Annotated in this window: 32 protein-coding genes; 31 read left to right on the forward strand and 1 reads right to left on the reverse strand. The window is 62.5% G+C overall.

The features are described 5' to 3' along the window. Positions 1-20 precede the first annotated feature (20 nt). The 16 genes from AC56PL_RS18760 (at position 21) to AC56PL_RS18835 (ending at position 6,665) form a co-directional block, all read left to right on the forward strand. Positions 21-206: a hypothetical protein gene (locus AC56PL_RS18760; protein ID WP_497154715.1), complete on the forward strand. Its 186-nt coding sequence runs from the start codon at positions 21-23 to the stop codon at positions 204-206. Next, on the forward strand, positions 203-445 hold the full coding sequence (locus tag AC56PL_RS18765) for a hypothetical protein (RefSeq protein ID WP_497154716.1): 243 nt from the start codon (positions 203-205) through the stop codon (positions 443-445). Before AC56PL_RS18760 ends, AC56PL_RS18765 begins: the two co-directional genes overlap by 4 nt. Then, complete coding sequence (locus tag AC56PL_RS18770; protein ID WP_497154717.1) at positions 442-942, forward strand: hypothetical protein; 501 nt, start codon at positions 442-444, stop codon at positions 940-942. The genes AC56PL_RS18765 and AC56PL_RS18770 overlap by 4 nt, the downstream gene beginning before the upstream one ends. After that, positions 942-1,232 carry a hypothetical protein gene (locus AC56PL_RS18775; protein WP_497154718.1) on the forward strand — a complete coding sequence of 97 codons (291 nt, stop codon included), beginning with the start codon at positions 942-944 and terminating at the stop codon, positions 1,230-1,232. Before AC56PL_RS18770 ends, AC56PL_RS18775 begins: the two co-directional genes overlap by 1 nt. Then, on the forward strand, positions 1,229-1,456 hold the full coding sequence (locus tag AC56PL_RS18780; RefSeq protein ID WP_497154719.1) for a hypothetical protein: 228 nt from the start codon (positions 1,229-1,231) through the stop codon (positions 1,454-1,456). Before AC56PL_RS18775 ends, AC56PL_RS18780 begins: the two co-directional genes overlap by 4 nt. Continuing rightward, entirely contained in the window at positions 1,453-1,968 is a 516-nt protein-coding gene (locus AC56PL_RS18785; protein WP_497154720.1) for a DUF7448 domain-containing protein, read from the forward strand. The genes AC56PL_RS18780 and AC56PL_RS18785 overlap by 4 nt, the downstream gene beginning before the upstream one ends. Further along, positions 1,965-2,204, forward strand: a complete 240-nt coding sequence (locus AC56PL_RS18790) for a hypothetical protein (protein ID WP_497154721.1) — start codon at positions 1,965-1,967, stop codon at positions 2,202-2,204. Before AC56PL_RS18785 ends, AC56PL_RS18790 begins: the two co-directional genes overlap by 4 nt. Then, complete coding sequence (locus AC56PL_RS18795; protein WP_497154722.1) at positions 2,201-2,782, forward strand: hypothetical protein; 582 nt, start codon at positions 2,201-2,203, stop codon at positions 2,780-2,782. Before AC56PL_RS18790 ends, AC56PL_RS18795 begins: the two co-directional genes overlap by 4 nt. Next, positions 2,779-3,114 (forward strand): DUF7352 domain-containing protein, encoded by a 336-nt coding sequence (locus AC56PL_RS18800; protein WP_497154723.1) that lies wholly within the window; start codon positions 2,779-2,781, stop codon positions 3,112-3,114. The genes AC56PL_RS18795 and AC56PL_RS18800 overlap by 4 nt, the downstream gene beginning before the upstream one ends. Further along, complete coding sequence (locus AC56PL_RS18805; protein ID WP_497154724.1) at positions 3,107-3,961, forward strand: PD-(D/E)XK nuclease-like domain-containing protein; 855 nt, start codon at positions 3,107-3,109, stop codon at positions 3,959-3,961. Before AC56PL_RS18800 ends, AC56PL_RS18805 begins: the two co-directional genes overlap by 8 nt. Then, positions 3,958-5,082, forward strand: a complete 1,125-nt coding sequence (locus AC56PL_RS18810) for a hypothetical protein (RefSeq protein ID WP_497154725.1) — start codon at positions 3,958-3,960, stop codon at positions 5,080-5,082. The genes AC56PL_RS18805 and AC56PL_RS18810 overlap by 4 nt, the downstream gene beginning before the upstream one ends. Beyond that, on the forward strand, positions 5,079-5,267 hold the full coding sequence (locus AC56PL_RS18815; RefSeq protein ID WP_497154726.1) for a hypothetical protein: 189 nt from the start codon (positions 5,079-5,081) through the stop codon (positions 5,265-5,267). The genes AC56PL_RS18810 and AC56PL_RS18815 overlap by 4 nt, the downstream gene beginning before the upstream one ends. Then, the gene (locus tag AC56PL_RS18820; RefSeq protein ID WP_497154727.1) at positions 5,264-5,389 is read left to right on the forward strand and encodes a hypothetical protein; all 126 of its coding nucleotides are present in this window, start codon (positions 5,264-5,266) and stop codon (positions 5,387-5,389) included. Before AC56PL_RS18815 ends, AC56PL_RS18820 begins: the two co-directional genes overlap by 4 nt. Continuing rightward, positions 5,386-5,655: a hypothetical protein gene (locus tag AC56PL_RS18825; protein WP_497154728.1), complete on the forward strand. Its 270-nt coding sequence runs from the start codon at positions 5,386-5,388 to the stop codon at positions 5,653-5,655. The genes AC56PL_RS18820 and AC56PL_RS18825 overlap by 4 nt, the downstream gene beginning before the upstream one ends. Positions 5,656-5,719: 64 nt before the next feature. Further along, positions 5,720-6,172 carry a helix-turn-helix domain-containing protein gene (locus tag AC56PL_RS18830; RefSeq protein WP_497154729.1) on the forward strand — a complete coding sequence of 151 codons (453 nt, stop codon included), beginning with the start codon at positions 5,720-5,722 and terminating at the stop codon, positions 6,170-6,172. A gap of 103 nt (positions 6,173-6,275) precedes the next feature. Beyond that, positions 6,276-6,665, forward strand: coding sequence for a hypothetical protein (locus AC56PL_RS18835; protein WP_497154730.1), 390 nt, complete (start codon positions 6,276-6,278; stop codon positions 6,663-6,665). A 286-nt stretch (positions 6,666-6,951) separates the two neighbouring features. On the opposite strand, the gene AC56PL_RS18840 is transcribed toward AC56PL_RS18835, so the two are convergent. After that, positions 6,952-7,563 carry a hypothetical protein gene (locus AC56PL_RS18840; RefSeq protein ID WP_497154731.1) on the reverse strand — a complete coding sequence of 204 codons (612 nt, stop codon included), beginning with the start codon at positions 7,561-7,563 and terminating at the stop codon, positions 6,952-6,954. A gap of 181 nt (positions 7,564-7,744) precedes the next feature. Here AC56PL_RS18840 and AC56PL_RS18845 point away from each other — a divergent pair, with 181 nt between their 5' ends. The 15 genes from AC56PL_RS18845 (at position 7,745) to AC56PL_RS18915 (ending at position 17,978) form a co-directional block, all read left to right on the forward strand. Next, positions 7,745-8,629 (forward strand): SRA domain-containing endonuclease, encoded by an 885-nt coding sequence (locus AC56PL_RS18845; protein ID WP_497154732.1) that lies wholly within the window; start codon positions 7,745-7,747, stop codon positions 8,627-8,629. A 250-nt stretch (positions 8,630-8,879) separates the two neighbouring features. Next, positions 8,880-9,335: a DUF1643 domain-containing protein gene (locus AC56PL_RS18850; protein WP_497154733.1), complete on the forward strand. Its 456-nt coding sequence runs from the start codon at positions 8,880-8,882 to the stop codon at positions 9,333-9,335. A 316-nt stretch (positions 9,336-9,651) separates the two neighbouring features. Beyond that, positions 9,652-10,509: a hypothetical protein gene (locus AC56PL_RS18855; protein WP_497154734.1), complete on the forward strand. Its 858-nt coding sequence runs from the start codon at positions 9,652-9,654 to the stop codon at positions 10,507-10,509. Continuing rightward, positions 10,506-10,841: a hypothetical protein gene (locus tag AC56PL_RS18860; protein WP_497154735.1), complete on the forward strand. Its 336-nt coding sequence runs from the start codon at positions 10,506-10,508 to the stop codon at positions 10,839-10,841. The genes AC56PL_RS18855 and AC56PL_RS18860 overlap by 4 nt, the downstream gene beginning before the upstream one ends. 42 nt (positions 10,842-10,883) lie before the next feature. Next, positions 10,884-12,068 carry an RtcB family protein gene (locus AC56PL_RS18865; RefSeq protein WP_497154736.1) on the forward strand — a complete coding sequence of 395 codons (1,185 nt, stop codon included), beginning with the start codon at positions 10,884-10,886 and terminating at the stop codon, positions 12,066-12,068. Positions 12,069-12,264: 196 nt separating this feature from the next. Next, positions 12,265-12,705: a hypothetical protein gene (locus tag AC56PL_RS18870; protein WP_497154737.1), complete on the forward strand. Its 441-nt coding sequence runs from the start codon at positions 12,265-12,267 to the stop codon at positions 12,703-12,705. After that, a complete protein-coding gene (locus tag AC56PL_RS18875; protein WP_497154738.1) occupies positions 12,693-13,337 on the forward strand; it encodes a hypothetical protein in 645 nt (214 codons plus the stop codon). The genes AC56PL_RS18870 and AC56PL_RS18875 overlap by 13 nt, the downstream gene beginning before the upstream one ends. Before the next feature lie 98 nt (positions 13,338-13,435). Continuing rightward, positions 13,436-13,675 (forward strand): hypothetical protein, encoded by a 240-nt coding sequence (locus AC56PL_RS18880; RefSeq protein WP_497154739.1) that lies wholly within the window; start codon positions 13,436-13,438, stop codon positions 13,673-13,675. Between the two features lie 414 nt (positions 13,676-14,089). Continuing rightward, positions 14,090-14,704 (forward strand): hypothetical protein, encoded by a 615-nt coding sequence (locus AC56PL_RS18885; RefSeq protein WP_497154740.1) that lies wholly within the window; start codon positions 14,090-14,092, stop codon positions 14,702-14,704. Beyond that, the gene (locus tag AC56PL_RS18890; protein WP_497154741.1) at positions 14,704-15,345 is read left to right on the forward strand and encodes a glycosyltransferase family 2 protein; all 642 of its coding nucleotides are present in this window, start codon (positions 14,704-14,706) and stop codon (positions 15,343-15,345) included. The genes AC56PL_RS18885 and AC56PL_RS18890 overlap by 1 nt, the downstream gene beginning before the upstream one ends. After that, on the forward strand, positions 15,333-15,650 hold the full coding sequence (locus AC56PL_RS18895; protein WP_497154742.1) for a hypothetical protein: 318 nt from the start codon (positions 15,333-15,335) through the stop codon (positions 15,648-15,650). The genes AC56PL_RS18890 and AC56PL_RS18895 overlap by 13 nt, the downstream gene beginning before the upstream one ends. Then, positions 15,650-16,261, forward strand: coding sequence for a hypothetical protein (locus tag AC56PL_RS18900; protein ID WP_497154743.1), 612 nt, complete (start codon positions 15,650-15,652; stop codon positions 16,259-16,261). The genes AC56PL_RS18895 and AC56PL_RS18900 overlap by 1 nt, the downstream gene beginning before the upstream one ends. Before the next feature lie 88 nt (positions 16,262-16,349). Continuing rightward, positions 16,350-17,057, forward strand: a complete 708-nt coding sequence (locus tag AC56PL_RS18905) for a hypothetical protein (RefSeq protein WP_497154744.1) — start codon at positions 16,350-16,352, stop codon at positions 17,055-17,057. Positions 17,058-17,070: 13 nt separating this feature from the next. Continuing rightward, entirely contained in the window at positions 17,071-17,373 is a 303-nt protein-coding gene (locus AC56PL_RS18910; RefSeq protein WP_497154745.1) for an HNH endonuclease, read from the forward strand. Between the two features lie 182 nt (positions 17,374-17,555). Beyond that, a complete protein-coding gene (locus tag AC56PL_RS18915) occupies positions 17,556-17,978 on the forward strand; it encodes a phage terminase small subunit (protein WP_497154746.1) in 423 nt (140 codons plus the stop codon). Positions 17,979-18,017 lie beyond the last annotated feature (39 nt).

The raw sequence follows: 18,017 nt of genomic DNA on the forward strand, positions 1-18,017 counted from the left end.
TTCCCGAAAGGCCATCGCTGATGGACATTCAACTGCTGTATTTCATTCTCGGTTTCATCACCATCGTGTGCCTCGCCACCCTGGTTGTCGCATGCACTCCCGACAAGAGCGAGCGCAACTTCGACAAGGTCAAGGTGATGGAGGTTGACCGCGGTCGGATCGTCGAACCGTCCACTCCTCTCGATGTTTTGGAGAGGGTGCGATGAGCGCGGTCAGGTACGCGAAGGACCAGTGCTGGGCATGTAGAGAGCCGTCGCCTGATCTGTTGCTCCACCTCCACGATCTCGGTGTCGACGTCCTGGCGGTGCCGGGGCTCCCGGTGACGATCACGGTCGCCGAGCAGGAACTGTCCCCACGTGGAGCCATCGAATTGATCGCGGCTCTGCAGTCGCAGGCCATCCCCCTCGCCAATAAGGCGTTGGAGAAGAAAGGAATTGCGGTATGAGCGCGATCGAGAGTTTTCACTGCGACCGGTGCGGCGCGAAGGCCGGGATCGCCGGCCAATACAGCGACGACCCGGACGAGTACGCGGACCAGCTCGCCGACGACGCCTTGTTCCGCGAGCAGTGGAACGAAGAGCATGCGACGTGCCGGCCGCCGCGGCGCACGTACCGGGAACCGACCGCCTACGAGCTGGCGATCCTCAACGGCCTCAACCAGGACCGGGACAACCGAGTTCGGTCTGCGAAGGATGACCGTCGATCGATTTCGTCAAGACAGATGCGCCGTCGGGCCCGGTTCGGGCGGATGCCGTTGCCCGGCGGGGTGTATGGCGGTTTCCAGGAGGATCAGGTTCTCGGCCGTCGACCGGCGTTCGGGCCTGTCGCGGAGCTGCCGACCCGTGTGGTGGAGGATCCGCGGGTCGGACAGACAGTGCGTCGGCGGGCGAAGAACCGGGTTGCTCGGCGGTCGCGTCGCGTCAACCGGTTGCGGGGTGCGTGATGGCGAAGAAGTTGTCGCGCCGTCAGCGCGCTCGTCTCCCCCAGACATCGGCGGAATCGGCGGCCGCGGCGATGGTCGAGCTCGCGACGTTCCCGGCGCCTGAGCCGTTCGTTCCCGACGACTCCACCTATCGTCTGAACTTTCGTGGCGACCACCGGAACTACGACCCCGAGCACGTGTTCGGCCCGGACCGGTACCGCGGCTTCTACCGCGCCGGCGCCGCCGACTACGACCCGGCCACCGACATAACCACCATTTACCTGCGCCCCATCATCCGGGAGGCATCGTGAACCTCGCAGAATCTGTCGACGCCATCTTTGACGCGACATCCAGAGGTGCGATCAACATCGAGATCCGCACGGACGGCGAGAAGCACGCATGGGGTGGCCAGGTCCGCTCAGCGATCTGGCGAGCGGTTGTGAAGAGCAGCAGCGTGACGGTCCAGCGCGACGGGCCGACACCTGAAGTAGCGCTGGACCGTGCGGCCACGAGCTTCTTGGGGGCGCAGGCATGAGCATCAACTATCCGCCCGATCGCCTCGAGGATCATCCTGACGGGTACACGCCTGAGGACGACGGAACGATGCCGACCAATGTCGCCGAGCTGGCCGAGTCCGTCGTCGGCCGCAAGATCATCAAGGCGGAGCTGACCGACTTCCGGCCCGAGGACTTCGAGGGCACAGAAAACACCTACTGGTACTCGGGATACGGCACCGGGAGCGGTCTGGTCCTGACGCTGGACGATGGTCGCCGCGTTGCGCTCGTCGACACCAGCGACTGCTGTGCCCACACTCACCTCGAAGAGTTCTTCCTCGACCCCGCAGCCGTCGACCACATCATCACCGGTGTCGCGACCACCGACGGGTACACGAAGTGGCACATCTTCGCGGACTTCGGCGACATCATGCGCCTGAAAGTCAGCTGGTCAGCGGGAAACCCGTTCTATTACGGCTACGGATTCGACATTGGCGTCTCGAACGTCATTGAAGGCGAGATGGTTTCGGAACAGAAAGAGATCACATCATGACAATTGCCCAGCAGCGCAACGCGAACGAGGCCCTCGGTCGGCTGACCAAGAGCCTCGACGATTGGTGCGCCGACCACGCCGCGATCTGGTCGATCCGCTACTTCACTAGCGACACCCGCATCGTCGAGGTGGCGTCGACGATCAACCGTGTCCGTGGTGAGTCACTGGCTGAGGCGATCGACAATGCACTCGACCGGCTGGCTCGCATGGACACTCCGGCGGTGGTCGGTCGATGAGCGACATCGTATTCTGCGACACCGAGTGCACGGGCCTGTCTCTCGATGACGACATCTGGGAGTTCGCCGCGATCCGCCGGATGCCGAACGGTATCGAGCGGTCCATTCACATCCAGATCGAGCATGACCTGGACAAGGCCGCCCGGCTGCCGCAGTCGTTCCGTGAGGATCACGACCGCCGGTACTCCCCGGTCGCCGCGCACAGTCCCGAGGTCGCCGCCCTGATGATCGACGCAGCGTTGGCACCCGACGACATGACCCGCAAAGTTCACATCGTCGGCGCGGTCCCCAACTTCGATTCCGAACGCATCGCACTCTTGTTGCGTCGCTTCGGGATCGAACCACGGTGGCACCATCACCTGATTGATGTCGAGACCCTTGCGGTCGGCTGGCTGCACGGCAAGTACGACGCACCGAAGAACCTCGACCCGACCGCCCTACCGTGGAACTCGGATGATCTGTCCCGGGCGTGCGGTGTCGAACCACCAGCCGAAGCCGACCGACATACCGCGATGGGCGATGCCCTGTGGGTGAAGCGCTGGTACGACGCTCTGGTCGGTCATGAGGTGCTGGCATGAACAACTACCGCCGACGCGTATCCGGTGTTGTGCACCGAGTTTCGTTGCCGTTGAAGGACACGCAGACCCTGCAGCTCCGGGGTTTTCACACGGCGCTCCATGTTGCGCCAGTGCGGATGCAGATCCTCGCCCGCGAGAACAGCCAGGCCGCGTTCGAACTTTGGTACGAGGCGATCGCCGACTCCGACGATGCGCTCCGGGTCGATGTTCACGTCGAAGGCACCGGTCACCCGTTCAAGCACGACGGCGAGTACATCGGCACCTTCACCCAGGGTGATGGCGACTTCGTCTGGCACGTCTTCGTGGAGTACCCGGTGATGCCCCATGTCTGACGTCATCACCACTGCACCGACCGAACCCGGTATCTACGACGGAATCTCCGATCTCGTCTACCACGGAGACAAGTCCTCCCTGTCGTCGTCGGGCGCGCGGAAGCTCCTCGAGCCCGGTGGCCCCGCCAAGTTCAAGTTCGGTCGGGTCGAGACGAAGAAGGAATGGGACTTCGGGCACGTCGCTCACGCGCTGGTCCTCGGTGAAGGTTCCGCGGTCGAGGTGATCGACGCGAAGGACTGGCGCACCAAGGCCGCGAAGGAAGCTGCGGCCGACGCACGCGCCGCCGGCAAGGTCCCGATCCTCACCGCGACGTACGAGTCCGCCAAAGTGATGGCCGAAGCGGCACTCACCCACCCGCTCGGTGAACTGCTGTTCGCGCAAGGCGTGGCCGAGCAGTCCTGGTATTGGACTGACCCGATCACCGGCGTCCGCTTGCGGTGTCGCCCGGACTGGAACACCGGCGGTGATCACCCCCTGTTCGTCGACTACAAGACGACGAAGGCCGCTGACCCACGGCAATTCATCAAGAGCGCAATCGATTACGGCTACCACTGCCAGGAACCGTTCTACGTCGACGGCGCCGCAGCCCTTGGCGTCGACGCCGAGTTCCTCTTCTTCTGCCAGGAGAAGACGCCCCCGTTTCTCCCATCGGTGATCCGACTCCCAGCGGTCGCTATCGAGGAAGGTCGCCAGCTCAACCGGGCGGCGATCGACCTATACGCCGACTGCGTCGCCACCGACACGTGGCCGGGATACGAGCCCATCGTCCACCACCCGCCCTGGCCCGACTGGGCTTCCCGCCAATCCGAAGCAATCATCAGCCAACTCGAAAGGCACCCCGCATGAGCGTCGAAGTAACACAGCACAATCCCTCCTCGTTGGAGATCCTCCCGCCCGCCAGGCCTGTCCAATCCAGTGCTGTCGCCCAACTCCGCGACCACGCCGAAGCCATGGACACCGCATTCAAACTTGCCGACGCGATGTGCGCGACGTCGCTGGTCCCGGCGATCTACCGAGGTAAGCCGCAGGACGGCACTGCCGCGATCCTCTACGGCGCTGAGCTTGGTCTGAACCCAATCCAGTCGTTGCAGAACATCTTTCCCGTTCACGGGATGCCGTCGCTGTATGCGAGGACCATGGTCGCCCTCATCAAGAGGCATGGGTACCGGATCCAGACGATCGAGAGTTCCGATGAGTCGGTGACGGTGTGGGGTCAGGCGCCCGACGGTACCGAGGAGACGTCGACGTGGACTATCGAGCGCGCGGTGAAGGCCGGCTATGTTCCGACGATCGATGAGCGGACCGGGAAGTACAAGGTCAACGGCAACGGCAAGTTGATCGGCAACGAGAAGTACATCAAGGACCCCAAGGCCATGCTTTATGCGAAGGCCGCTACGGAGGTATGCCGGCACCTCGCACCTGATGTCCTGCTGGGTATCGCCTTTAGCTACGAGGAACTGGAGTCGGAGAACGACTACGACGAGGCCCCACGCCCAGTCCGCAACGAGACCACATCGCGGGTCGATTTAGACGCGCTGAAGGCCCGGCTCGGTGTCGAACCCCCGAAGGCTAAGCCCGTCGCGGATGGTCCGGAACCGCAACCCGCAGACGAACCCGCGGCCGCGGCCGTGACAACACAAGATGAGCCCTCCCCGACGCCTGAACCGGACGGCGCAGCAGATCAAGAGCCCCTCACCTCCGTCGCATCGAAGCCCACGTCGGGGCAGAACACGCGGCTCAATTCGCTTCTCGTCGCTGGAGGACTTCCGAAGACCGCGAGGGATAAGCGGCGTCTGGTCACCGAGAAATTCCTCGACCGCGCCGACTTCACAGAGTTGCCGATGACAGCTGACGAGGCGGACAGGATGATCGCCGCGCTGGAGCAGATCGACAACGAAGGCCCCGGCGTGCTCGTTGATGCGATCGCAGCGCTGGTCGCCGAACTCGAAGGTGAGGCCGTGAAGTGAGCGCGCGCCGGGAAGACCGTGATCTGGAGGCGTTCGATCGTCTCGAGGCCCGGTATGAGCGCACCTCTGTCGAGCAACTCGCGGAGTTGGATCGCCGGCTGGGTATTGGTGTCGGCGCGAAACGTGAACGAGCCCGCCTGACAGCCGAACTCACCCCGACGAAGCGTAAGCAGGTGGCGTCATGACCTGGTGGAAGAAAGCACTTCTCGGGATCTGTGCACTCACCGTGGTGGTCGTTGTCGGCTCACTCGTCATGGTGATCGACGTCGTCGCTTCGGACATAGACGTTGTGGACGGTGAGTGGTGACGGCCGCCGAGCACCGCGCTGACGCGGAACGTCTCGCTGAGTATGCGGTCAGCCCCGAGTCTGAGAACGCCTATGACCAGCACAAGAGCTTGCTGCTCGCTGGTGTGCATGCGTCGTTAGCGATCGCGGCGAGTCTCGCTGACCTGGCCGTGTCGCCGCCAGCGAAGAAGACGTCAGTGTCCGAGATGGTCGAAGTGAATCAGGCTGCGTCCGAACGATTCCACGCAACTGTGCGCGATGCAGGTCATGGAAGGGGCGTCGGATGAGCGTCGTCGGACTGACCCTGATCGTCGGTATCGCTGGCCTGATCGTGTGGAGGTGGGCACCGCGATGATCTACGACGAAATGGCTGTGCAGCGCGCTCTGCGCGGTGATGACGTGTCGCTCAACGTGCGTGAGCGGACGGCGGTGGTGCGGAAGCTGACCGAAGCTGGTGTGTCCACCAAGGAAATCGCGGATCGGCTGAACATTACGACTCGCACCGTGACCCGTCTCCGTGCCCGCGAGTTCGACGTCGAGTCGATCGACGAGGAGCCGGTGGGCCCATCCATCGAGGAGCGTAAACGGCTGCTCGATGGTGCTGCGGAGGCGGCGGTCTCGATGGCATCACATGTGCGAGAGGACGATCCGCGCATGGTGTGGGCCCACCTCGAAACGCTCACACCCAACCAGGCGCGGACACTCATCGTCGCGCTCGCCGCGATGGTCCCGGTCGACCGGTCACCCCAGGAACTACTCGCGTGGACCGACAACCTCATCGACGACGGAGCGAGGACGGCATGAGCACGGAGCATTACGGCTGGTGGATCCGTGCCGGCGCCGCAGCGGTCGTGATCGGTGTCTGCGCGGTCATTGTGGGTGTGTTCATGGGGACGGTCGACTCGTGATGACGCAACTACCGCTCCCCCGGACCCATGATCTGCCGCCTCGCTGGGACGGTCACGTCGTCGAATGGCATGGCTGGGAAACTCAACTCGACGTCATCATCTGCCCGCCGCTGAAGCCGACGTGCTGCCGGAACTGCGGCAGCATGACCACACCGCCAGTGAACCGCGGAACCGTCTGGACTGACCCCGACGGCCCCGACGCGATCGTCGCGATCGGCAAGGCCCGCCTGCGACGCGGCCGCCACCTCGTCGGGAACATCTACGCCTACCGCTGCCCCGATTGCCGCGAAGACACAGTCCTCGACGGTCTCGGCTCAGACGCCCAGGTGTGGGAGCCAGATGAGTCCGACTACCTCGACAGCGGTTCATACGAGCGGACCACGCCATGAGCAAGAAGCTGCCGTCGGACCCGGTCGAGTTCCGGGAGAACCGCAGCAGCCGACCCCCATCGATTGCCCGGTACGCCGGGCCGTGCGACATGTGCGAACGACGCATCAATCCCGGCGACCACATACAGAGACGCAACGGCCGAGAGCTTCACATCAGCTGCGCAGGAAAGGAATAAGACATGCCCAAACTCGATTGCAGGTTCACTTCCAAATGGATCCCGACTGCGACGGCAACACGCTCGTGACCGACGTTGTTTGGCCAATAGAGAAGGAATTCTGCATCACTTCACCTGATCCTTCGCGCGAGTTTCCGTCGCGCCCACCGCACACGCCGCGCGCGCCAGAACAGATAGTTGCGGTAGAGAAACGTAGCAAACCAGTCAGGAAGCGGAGAAGTTCCCGTCAGCTCTGCATGCAGTTGCTGCACGCGAAAGTTATATGGCTCCAATTCGATTCGCCGCACACCACGGAGCTTGAACGTTGGATGTGTCCACTGCCAGTAGGCCAAAGTGGCCACGAAAGCCGCAGTCGGCACGAAAACCAACCCCACTATTATGATGGCAATCTTCTGACCCGTTTGGGATCCCGAATCCACAAACAGATAAATCAGAACGCCCGTAAAACCAACAACAGTCAAACAGAAAAGATAAAACTGTTGGTGGGTACCTTTGGTCTCAGACGCAGCATAGGCTCTAAGCCGAATATCGGCGTATTCACGCATCCAGCCCTTCATCGGGTCTGTGTCCTCGAGCATCTGAATGATCTGCAAGTCGTTGGCGATCGCTTCCCACCGGCCGTGCCGACTGGAAGCCCTCGCCGCAACTGCCCAGGAAACGATGGCCGCCAAAATCGCGGTACCAACCGGGACGCCAATCGCCGCCGCTGTGTCAGCGTTCATGCCCGGCAATGCTGTCACAGGTCAGGGGAATGGGCACGAAGAATCGGAACGCCCGATGTGCGACTTTCAACGCTGATTAGAATGACCGGCCCCCGCTGCATCTTGGACGGACCATGCGTCGGTTCCTTGCCTTCTCGTCCTAAAGTAGCTGAGGATCAAGCGGGACGGAGAGGGCAACACAATGGCGTGGAGTATCGAACCCGGGTCTACACTGCGGCGCCAGGAAGTACATGCCGTATACGGCGGACAGCGCCAGGGCGGCATTGCCACGCCAACCGACAACGTCCTGATCTTCTCGAATCCGCTGAGCGGGAGGTCGTTCGGGTACGACGTCCACGAAGGCCAGCAATCGGACGGAACCTACCGGTATACCGGCGAGGGCCAGGTTGGCGATATGACCTTCGTGCGTGGCAACAAGGCACTCAGGGACGCTGCGGACGACGGCAAAGCGATACGCCTGTTCATAACGAGCGGGGTCTGGGCGACGTATATCGGAGCGTACGCACTAGGCGATCCAGGCTGGGCTACTGCACAAATTCCGGATATCCACGGCAATTCACGCGAGGGGATCATCTTCAGCCTCGTACCCGTGGACGCGGACCCGGAACTCATTCCTGCGCCGACCACGGGGGCGGCTACCGATACGCGCGACTGGGCGCCGCGCACATCAACGCCATACAAGGTCGCGCAGCAGGTGGCGGAGAAACTGGCCAACCGCGAGGAGTTCGAACTCGAGGCGCGCTTCGGCCGGTGGTTGCAGGCCCGGGGCGACAAGGTCCTCAGCCTCACAATGGTCAGCGGTGGACGCACATTGCTACCAGACCTCTACGACCAGACAACTGCGGAGCTGATCGAGGCGAAGAAATCGGCCAAGTCCGAGGACGTGCGAACCGCGATCGGTCAGGTGCTCGACTACCAGTACTGCGCAGCGAAGCAGGGCATCGCGGTCTCACCTGCGCTGCTACTGCCGCGGGCCCCGCACAACGATCTAGTCGGCCTCTGCCGAAAGCAAGGGATCTCGATCTACGTGCCGGCCGGCAAGTCATTCAAGGACTGCGCCGAGTAGGACTGGTCACCGGCGTCGTCCCGACTCTGGCAGTCCGCCGCTCACGGTCCAGACGGATCCGGAGCCCTTCTTCGCCTTGCGTGCGCGACTCCCGACGCGCTTCTTCTTTCGCCCCAGGCCATTCATCTTTCCGCACTTCTTGCAGACATCCCCGCTCTTCGCGGACCGAACAACACCGCAGTGTTTGCACTCGACTCCCGTCATGCGAGGAGCGTATCGGTCACGAGTCGTGGAAATCGGGTGAACGGCGATGACTCTGTCCAACCAGGACGACGGGGGCATCACCTCAGCCGACGGCGCTTATCGGTATTGGCTGCGCCGGGATCTCCCGCTCACGCTCGAACCGCAGACAGACCCGGATGACATCTGTCTCTTCATCATGCTCAATCCGTCGACGGCGGACGCACACGAAGACGATCCGACCATCCGTCGCTGCATCGGCTTCGCCAGGACGAACGGCTTCGCCCGACTCGAAGTCGTGAACTTATTCGCCTACCGCGCAACCGATCCCAAAGATCTAATCGCCGCAAATGCTCGCGGCGTGGATGTCACCGGACCAGACAACGACGTCCAACGCCAACTGGCAGGCCGTGACCTGTGCTGCTGGTGTCCGCCAACGCCGCTCACCCGCGGAGGATCACTCGACTGGCTCGGATTGCGATGCCACGCCGAAGTACTCCTCGAACTGGCGAACGGTGGTGCGTGATGCAACCACTTCCCAATGCGGAGCTGCAGTACCCGGCGTGCGGATGCTGCGGCGGTGAGACCTCGTACTACGACGACGAGTTCTACTGCGAAGACTGCGAACTCGGCTTCGATCAGAAGGAGCTCACAGCTCACTTCCGCGATTCGGAGCGGCCAGTCTGCCGCGCCGAGTGCGACAACAGTTGGCACAAGAGACCTGGAGCGATCAAACCGGGCGTCAGCTACGAGTGCCAACCGTGCGCCCTGCCGGAGGGCCACACGAGCATGCACTGGACCGGCTGCATCGCCAAGCTGGCAGAGAGGACTGGTGCCTGACAGTGGCCGAATGGTTCGCGATGTCCTCGCGCTTCTACAAAGACCTCGACGACATGGGGGTGTCCGAGAGCGCTCAAATGTGCCTCGCTCGGATCCTCGGATACATCGCTGAGGAGGAGCAGCGAATGGATGGGTACATCACCAAGACCGCGCTGAAAAAGCTCGGAATGCGTGCCGTTTCGCGACGAGTTGATGAACTGATTCGAACACGAATCGTGGTGCCATCTGAAGACGAAAAGGGCTACTACGTCCGCACGTTCGAGAAGTGGCAAGGGCCCCTGATTGCGCACGTCAACAAGAAAAACCGAGACCGTGAGTACCAACGACAGCGCTATCAATCTCGCAACGATTCTCGTGCGAGAATCTACCAATCCTCAGACCCCCACAGTAACCAGAACAAAAAGAAGACAGATACGAAAGTTCCTGAGGCACCCCACGTAAGCAACGCGAGCGACCCTGAAGCTCCGCCGACCGACCGCCCCACCGGGCCTGCCATCAAACCCGACGCCGCCCGCATGGTCCGCGAGATCATCCCCCGCAACCAACCCGACGCCGTCAAGACCGGGCTCCGCATCAAAACCTCCGAGATGCTCGTCGCCGGCACCGACCCCGAGATCGTCGAAGCGGCGCTCCACGAGTGGATGTCACGCACCGATGTTGGCCCCGGAATCCTCCCCTCGCTCGTCAGCGGGCTCCTCAAGGCCCAAGACCCCCGACAGGCCCGATCGAAGCCTCTGACGAAGTCTGAGCGCCAATTCCTCGAACTCGAAGCGCAGAAAACCAACCCCAACCCCGCCGCGCTCCACGAACTCGGCGGACAACCCACCAACCTGCGAGCCATCAACGGAGGCATCCAGTGAACCGCAACGAGATAATCGAACTGCTCCAGGTCGTCCAGTCCTACGACAACCGCGACGTCGGCCAAACGACCATCGCCGCCTGGTGCGAAGCAGCCCAACGCGGCCGCTGGTCCCGCGGCGCCGCGCTCGAAGCAGTCCACAACCACTTCGCCACGTCCACCGACTGGCTCATGCCCGCCCACGTCACCACCGCGATCCGCGCCGCCATGCGCCAACCCGCCCCGGCCGCCGAACTCCTCGAACTAAACAAGCCAATCGCATCCGCGGAGACCCGGCGCAGAGCCATGGCCGATATCGCGAAACTCGCTGAAAGCAAGGCTATTCCAGAGTGACCCAACGAAATCCAACACAGCCGCACCCCCGAAAGGCCTGATATGCCACACCGCATCGACAACTACAAGCTCATCAACTTCGCCAGCCATATCGACGACAACACCATCGAACAGGCGAAGCAGACCGCCCTCATGCCGTTCGTCCACCCACACGTCGCACTCATGCCAGACGCACAATCCGGCAAAGGGTCCGCCGTCGGAACCGTCATCCCCACCGTCAACGCCGTCATCCCTGCTGCGGTCGGCGTCGATATCGGCTGCGGCATGATCGCGGCCAAGACGACGCTGCACAAGGTGAACATCGACGGACTCGACTTGGCCGCCCTGCGTGAGTCGATCGAGTCCGCGATCCCGCTGTCGCCCGGGAACTACAACCAGGGTCTGACCCGATTCACGTTCACGAAGGGCCGGGTTGACGATCTCGCGATCGAGGCGCACCGACGCGACGTCGACCTGCGTCACTCCCCGAAATGGCCCGAGCAGCTCGGCTCGCTTGGTGGTGGCAACCACTTCATCGAACTGTGCCTCGATCAGAACGACGCCGTCTGGCTGTTCCTGCACTCCGGATCCCGTGGCGTCGGCAACAAGATCGCACAGAAGCACATCAAGATCGCCCAAAAGCTATGCAAGCAATGGCATATCCAGCTCCCGAACATCGACCTCGCATACCTGCCCACCGGCACACCCGAGCTCGGTGACTACCTCCGCGAGCTGAGCTGGGCGCAGAAGTTCGCGTACGAAAACCGCGCCGAGATGATGGACCGCTTCGTCCAGACATTCGCGCACTGGGCCCACACCGACATCGAAGGCCTCGAACTCGAACGCGTCAACTGCCACCACAACTACACAACCCAGGAACACCACGCCGGCAAGGACGTGTGGCTCACCCGGAAAGGCGCCATCGACGCACACGAAGGCATCCGCGGCGTCATCCCCGGATCGATGGGCACCCGCTCGTATGTCGTTCGCGGCAAAGGTAACCCAGCCGGACTCTGCTCAGCACCACACGGCGCCGGCCGCCGATTCTCACGCACCGAAGCCAAGCGTCGATTCACCGAAGCTGACCTCGAGCACGCCATGACCGGCATCGAGTACCGGCACGGCGCCGAATGGATCGACGAGATCCCCGGCGCGTACAAGGACATCGACCAGGTCATGGAAGACGCGAAGGATCTCGTCGACATCGAGTACGAGCTCCGCCAGATCCTCAACGTGAAGGGCACCTAGGAATGGCCGCCACGTTCGAAGCCCGCTACGCAGGATTCTGCGGCCGCTGCGACAACCCATTCGAAAAGGGCGACCGCATCGGCTACGACCAGAACAATGAAATCTCCTGCAGCCCATGCCTCACCGGCGCCCACAACAGCAACCGCCCAAGCCCGCTCTGCACCACCTGCGGACTACACCACCGAGGAGAATGCTGATGACAGCAATACTCGACCTCTCGGTCGATGGCCTCACGATCGTCTCACCGTTCGGAGAGGTACCCGGATTGCCAGACACGCGCGTCCACGTCATCACACCGGACGGAACCGACGGTGAATGGAAGCCATGCATCCACCTGGCTGACAGTTCGATGCCGTACCAGATGTTGTTCGCGCGCAGCATGATCAAGAAGCTCGAGAAGAACATGACGATCACCCACCTCGGACTGAACCCCGCGCACGCATCACTCACACGCGATGAAGACCGACTCTTCGTCACCCTTCGCATCGATCACCGCGGCATCGACTTCACACACGACCCGAGCAACCCTGCCGGCGACCATTCGTGGACCTACCAGCTCCACCCATACAACTGGGCCGATCGCCCCAGCACACAAACCCCCGACCCCCACGGATATCTAGGAGTATGGCCAGATTGAATACCCGAATCGCCAGGCCCCGCCGCAAAGTCAGCGCCAACAAACTCCGCCAAACCCTCTACTGGCTCACCCAAGACTGGATCCACCTCACCAATACACTCCCCGTCCCCACCAGCAGCGGCGGCCGCACATCCAACGTCCGCGCATACGGCCACCCCGCCGAATGGGCCTCTGACCAATGCGCGAAAATCGCTGACCTCTTCTGGAACTGGCACGACCTCGTCGCCGACCACCGCCAAGAAACCCAGCCCACCCGACCACGCCGCGAACAAGACGTCATCGTCAACGCCTGGAAATACCTCCAACCCAGACTCGACGACCTCCTCACCGCCGAAACACCATTCACCCAACTCCGCGTCCCCTACCACTGGGACTGGGTAATCGACGACGAAGCATTCGACGAAATCTTCGACCTCCACCGCCACATCCGCCAACGACTCGGCCTCACCAACCCCCGCACCACACTCCCCATCCCCTGCCCCAACGACGAATGCGGACTCCGCACACTCATGCGCGTCGCCGGCGCCGGCCAAGACTTCATCATCTGCGACGCATGCGGATACACCATCAAAGACCAGCACTATCCACTACTCATCCGCATGACGATCGACACACTGATCGCCGCCTCATGAAATTCACAGGTGTGACACGTAATATGCATGCCAGCGGTACAAGTGTGTCCAGGCCCCTGCGCGAACAGCGTGGGGGTTTCGTCATTCCTGGAGGCGAAATGCCAGAAGTTCTGTCCCCCGACGGCGTCAACTCCCTGATCAACGCGAATGAAGCAGCCGGCCTCTGCGACGTATCCGCCGCAACGATCCGCCAATGGGCATCACGCGGCTACCGAGGCCGCGACGGCAAACGCCAACACCTCCTCGTCTCCGGCAAAGACCCCGTCGGCCGGAACCTCTACCGCCTCATTGACGTCGCGCGCGCCGAACTCGCAACACGCGAACTCGCCCGCCGCTAACCAGACTTCACCGCAACGCGTCAAACCCACAGAACACCTTTCGGGTTGGGCAAGCGCATCCCACGACCCCCTTCGATCCCGGGCGAGGGTGTTGCTGCGCGGCGCGGTGAACACAACTTTGGCCCCGGCGTCTTCCCCGATCGCCCAGTCCTGTTCGAGGCCTGGGCGTCAGCGCCCCTGTGAGCTGCGCCGGGTCAAAGCACTTCCCTGGAGGTCACATGACTGCACGCGAGATACTCGCCGCGATCACCGCGACGATCATCGTCAGCTTCCTCGTCCTCATCCAGATCGCAGCGCTGGCCGTCACACTGGACCAGTGGCCATGACCTGGATCCTGGCAGGCCTCACCGGGTTTGCCCTTGGTGTCGCAGCGACCATCGTCGCCGCCTGGATCTACGCACTCACCGACGACGAATGAGAATCATCGTCGGTACATACCGCGAACGAACCCACATCGAGACTGCACTGAAGTCCATCGACACATTCGTGTCCGATGCGACTGACGTCGTGTTCGTCGACGACTCAGGGAACACCGACCACGCCGACTGGCTCCGCCAATACGGCACCGTCATAGAGGTCGGGAAACGTGGCTACAACGCCGCCATGAAAGCCGCGTGTGCCGCAGCGCAAAGCGAAGAAGCGTTCTGGTTCGAGGAAGACTTCGAGGTCATCGAACCCGTCGACCTCGAACGGATCTCCGAGATCCTCTACCACCGGCCGTATCTCGCGCAGGTCGCACTCCTACGCGGCCCACACTTCCCCATCGAACACGAACACGGCGGCCTCATCGAAGCCCTGGTCCACAAAGGCCACACCTTCACCGACGTCGCCGGCGTCATCGAACAAACCGCCACCTTCACCTGCAACCCCAGCGTCTGGCGCGCCGCAGTATTCAACGCAGGCTGGCCCACCGGCCGCTGGTCCGAAGACCTCAAACGCAACACCCTGCTCCACCAGGGCTACCGCTTCGGGTTCCTCCCCGGCATCAAAGTCCAACACGCCGGTGAAAGAACAGGATTCGGATACTGATGGACATCACCGTCTGCATCCCATGGCGGCCGCAACCCGAACGGATGAAAGCGTTCGACCGGATCATCGACTTCTGGACCCACACCGGCTGGCCAATCATCCTGGCCGACAGCGACCCCAACCTGCCGTTCAGCGTCCCCGAAGCCCGCAACACCGCGGTCCGCAAAGCGACCACCGACCACGTCATCGTCGCCGACGCAGACACCATCCCCGACCTCGGCGCCGTCCACCAAGCCCTCCACAACCCCGGCGTCACATGGCCCTTCACCGCCTACCGCCACATCCCCGCCGACTACACCAACCAATCCGACCTCATGGACGCCCAGATCGACCAGGCCTACCGCGCATCCGTCGGCGGACTCTTCGTCACCGCGCAAGACACCTACTGGTCGTTGGGCGGCATGGACGAACGATTCGAACGCCGATGGGGCTACGAAGACAACGCCTTCCACGCAGCAGCACAGACCCTGTCGACTGTGCACCGGGTGAAGGCGATCGTGTTCTCGTTCAACCACCCCGTCGACCGAGACCTCACCCCCGCAAACCCCAACCGGCACCGCATGGAGCTGTACAAGTTCGCGACCGGCAAACCCGACGTCATGAAAGAGCTGATCAAACAGGAGTCGACATGGCACGGATAACGGAAGACCCCCAGCCGACCATCGGACGGATCGTGCACTACGAATCGAAGCTGGGCGACGGCATAGTCTCCCCCGCCATCGTTCTCCGAACACGCGCGACCACCGACCTGGACCTCATCCAACGATGGGGTCCTGGACCTGACGGAACACTCTCGGGCAATGGCAAACCCAACGACCTCGTACCCGAACTGCCGAACGACTTCACCGTCGACCTCCTCGTCCATGGACTCGGAGGCGACTACCGCGAGTACGCAGTCCCGCAAGGGACCGGCCCTCGCACTTGGTCCTGGCCGCCGCGCGTCTGATGACTGTGTCATTCGGTGTCGTCGGTGACGTACGCCGATCCGAAGCCGCATTCGCCCTCGCCGACCAGCTCGGCGCATCCGTCGCTCTCAACAACCACGACAAGCACTGGCCCGCAGGCACAAACCACAAACGCACCTGGGTCCTCGCCAACACCCACCTCGCCGACTGGATCTGCGTCATCGAAGACGACGCCATCCTCTGCACCGACTTCCACACACAACTCGACAAAACCCTCGCCGCCGCACCCACACCAGTCGTCAGCCTCTACGCCGGCACCGGCTACCCCATCCACTGGCAACGACGCCTCCAGATCGCCATCCGCCAAGCCGAAGCCAAACGGCAACAGTGGATCCAACTCCCCACCATGCTCCACGCCGTGGCCATCGCCATCCGCCAAGAACTCGTCGCACCCATGCTCGAACGCATCGAGACCAGCTGCCTCCCCATCGACGAAGCAATCGGAGCCTGGGCAGCCGAAGCCGGCCACACCATCAGCTACCCCACACCATCCCTCGTCGACCACCGCGACGACTCGACACTCGTCGACCACCCCGACGGACGAACACGAACACGAGCACGAGCACGCCGAGCATGGAGGTTCGCGCAGTAGCTGCCAGGCAGCATGAGGTCGTCTGAACGTAGGATCCTCAGGGGGACAGATCCACGGCGCCCCGCAACCAGCTGTTTAATACAAAGCTGTGCCGTCACCAGATTCACCTGCAACGCGATCGCGTGTCCTCACCGCGATCGCGTCTGACCTCTTCAAGAACGTCGCCGCCGCCGTCGCCGTAGTCGTGGCGGTCGCAGCCGTGGTCGTCAGCGTCATCGCTTTTCGCAACGCCGACGGTAATAGCGAGAATATCGCTGAGCTGCAACGCAAGAACGTAGAGATCCAACAGCAGAACCTCGATCTGCAGCAACAAGTTGCGCAGCACCAAGGCGACCTCCTAACCGTTTACCCCGGATTCGTCGGTTTGTGGAAGCCCGGTCAGTCTGCGTCGAAGAACTGGGTACAGGAAGACATAGCCCATGCCCCCGTACGTCAGATACCGGCAGCAGCCTGGGATGATTCGACGACTCGAACGATCACGGTCCGATTGGTCAACGAAGGGCAACAGGACTCACACTTCTCGTCAGCATCCCTTCGAACAAATGCGCAGGACGGTTACTACTTCGATCAACTCAATGTGCGGTGCTCTACTCCGTCGACAGACTGGGCGCCATGCCCCAATGTGATTGAGCCGCACAACGGCTATTCCATGGCCGTCAACATTCCAGACGGGTATCTTCGGGAGCTTGATGAAAGCTACCGCGCGAGTGGAATTGTCCTGTGCGTCACGACAGCATCGGGTGACGGCGGTTGCACCAACATCGGAATAGCGGTCCCCTCCGAAGCACTCGACTAAGGGCATGGTGTCGATGACTTGGACCAACGGCTCGAGTCGCACCAATACACCCCAACACCGACGCTGGGCACGCACCGTCCTCAACCGAGACCACTACGTATGCCAACGCTGCGGGCACCAAGGCCACAAAGGCGACCGAAACACCCAGGCCGACCACATCATCCCCGTCGCCGAAGGCGGCCCGGAGTTCGACCCGGACAACGGCCAAGCTCTTTGTGACCCCTGCCACAAGCCCAAAACCCAGGCCGAAGCCGCCCGAGGCCGAGCCCGACGGACCCCCAAAAGGGCCCCCGAAAGACATCCTGGCCTCTGCTAACCGCCGCTCTGACCTGCGGAAATGCCTTCTGGCTGGGATCATTCGCAAAGGCAACCAAGCCTCTGACCTGCGGTTATGCAAAGAGCGGGGAGGGGACCCCCTCCGCCCCTGGAGAACCCACGGTAGGCATAGGGTCTCCGGCTCTGTACGAAACCCAACTCGTTTCTGAGAGGTGATTTCATATGCCTGTCGGTGGACGGAAACCGAAGCCAGAGGGCGAGGCTCGCAACCGGGCGAAGCCGACTCACGACTGGACCGAGGTCGTTGAGATCCCGTTCAACGATGGGCCGAAGTTGCCACGGACTCGGACGAATGGTCAGCCGTGGATGGCTCGGACGAAGAAGAAGTGGGCGGCTTGGGCGTCGATGCCGCACTGCATCTTGTGGGGTGACGCGGAGTGGGACTTCGCTTTGGACTCGATCGAGCTCGCTGCTCTCGTCCATAGTGGTGAGCCGAAGCACGCGACGGAGCTGCGGAACCGCGAGAAGGTTCTCGGCACCACGGGAGATTTTCGGCGCGACTTGAGGATTCGGTACGTGCCGCCTCGGGTCGAGAAGAGTGGGGCTGCGGGCGTTGCCAACATGGACGACTACCGAGACCTCTGAGGACCTCCTTCCTGGTTACTGGGTTGATCCAGTAACTGG

This window comes from Williamsia sp. Y721 (assembly GCF_059683565.1).

Coding starts and splice junctions, on each gene's coding strand:
- AC56PL_RS18910 (WP_497154745.1), top strand. CDS start 17,071: ATGACTTGGACCAACGGCTCGAGTCGCACCAATACACCCCAACACCGA.
- AC56PL_RS18885 (WP_497154740.1), top strand. CDS start 14,090: ATGAGAATCATCGTCGGTACATACCGCGAACGAACCCACATCGAGACT.
- AC56PL_RS18795 (WP_497154722.1), top strand. CDS start 2,201: ATGAGCGACATCGTATTCTGCGACACCGAGTGCACGGGCCTGTCTCTC.
- AC56PL_RS18840 (WP_497154731.1), bottom strand. CDS start 7,563: ATGAACGCTGACACAGCGGCGGCGATTGGCGTCCCGGTTGGTACCGCG.
- AC56PL_RS18880 (WP_497154739.1), top strand. CDS start 13,436: ATGCCAGAAGTTCTGTCCCCCGACGGCGTCAACTCCCTGATCAACGCG.
- AC56PL_RS18895 (WP_497154742.1), top strand. CDS start 15,333: ATGGCACGGATAACGGAAGACCCCCAGCCGACCATCGGACGGATCGTG.
- AC56PL_RS18820 (WP_497154727.1), top strand. CDS start 5,264: ATGACCTGGTGGAAGAAAGCACTTCTCGGGATCTGTGCACTCACCGTG.
- AC56PL_RS18845 (WP_497154732.1), top strand. CDS start 7,745: ATGGCGTGGAGTATCGAACCCGGGTCTACACTGCGGCGCCAGGAAGTA.
- AC56PL_RS18785 (WP_497154720.1), top strand. CDS start 1,453: ATGAGCATCAACTATCCGCCCGATCGCCTCGAGGATCATCCTGACGGG.
- AC56PL_RS18850 (WP_497154733.1), top strand. CDS start 8,880: ATGACTCTGTCCAACCAGGACGACGGGGGCATCACCTCAGCCGACGGC.
- AC56PL_RS18775 (WP_497154718.1), top strand. CDS start 942: ATGGCGAAGAAGTTGTCGCGCCGTCAGCGCGCTCGTCTCCCCCAGACA.
- AC56PL_RS18760 (WP_497154715.1), top strand. CDS start 21: ATGGACATTCAACTGCTGTATTTCATTCTCGGTTTCATCACCATCGTG.
- AC56PL_RS18830 (WP_497154729.1), top strand. CDS start 5,720: ATGATCTACGACGAAATGGCTGTGCAGCGCGCTCTGCGCGGTGATGAC.
- AC56PL_RS18870 (WP_497154737.1), top strand. CDS start 12,265: ATGACAGCAATACTCGACCTCTCGGTCGATGGCCTCACGATCGTCTCA.
- AC56PL_RS18875 (WP_497154738.1), top strand. CDS start 12,693: ATGGCCAGATTGAATACCCGAATCGCCAGGCCCCGCCGCAAAGTCAGC.
- AC56PL_RS18900 (WP_497154743.1), top strand. CDS start 15,650: ATGACTGTGTCATTCGGTGTCGTCGGTGACGTACGCCGATCCGAAGCC.
- AC56PL_RS18835 (WP_497154730.1), top strand. CDS start 6,276: ATGACGCAACTACCGCTCCCCCGGACCCATGATCTGCCGCCTCGCTGG.
- AC56PL_RS18800 (WP_497154723.1), top strand. CDS start 2,779: ATGAACAACTACCGCCGACGCGTATCCGGTGTTGTGCACCGAGTTTCG.
- AC56PL_RS18890 (WP_497154741.1), top strand. CDS start 14,704: ATGGACATCACCGTCTGCATCCCATGGCGGCCGCAACCCGAACGGATG.
- AC56PL_RS18915 (WP_497154746.1), top strand. CDS start 17,556: ATGCCTGTCGGTGGACGGAAACCGAAGCCAGAGGGCGAGGCTCGCAAC.
- AC56PL_RS18765 (WP_497154716.1), top strand. CDS start 203: ATGAGCGCGGTCAGGTACGCGAAGGACCAGTGCTGGGCATGTAGAGAG.
- AC56PL_RS18805 (WP_497154724.1), top strand. CDS start 3,107: ATGTCTGACGTCATCACCACTGCACCGACCGAACCCGGTATCTACGAC.
- AC56PL_RS18790 (WP_497154721.1), top strand. CDS start 1,965: ATGACAATTGCCCAGCAGCGCAACGCGAACGAGGCCCTCGGTCGGCTG.
- AC56PL_RS18770 (WP_497154717.1), top strand. CDS start 442: ATGAGCGCGATCGAGAGTTTTCACTGCGACCGGTGCGGCGCGAAGGCC.
- AC56PL_RS18865 (WP_497154736.1), top strand. CDS start 10,884: ATGCCACACCGCATCGACAACTACAAGCTCATCAACTTCGCCAGCCAT.
- AC56PL_RS18810 (WP_497154725.1), top strand. CDS start 3,958: ATGAGCGTCGAAGTAACACAGCACAATCCCTCCTCGTTGGAGATCCTC.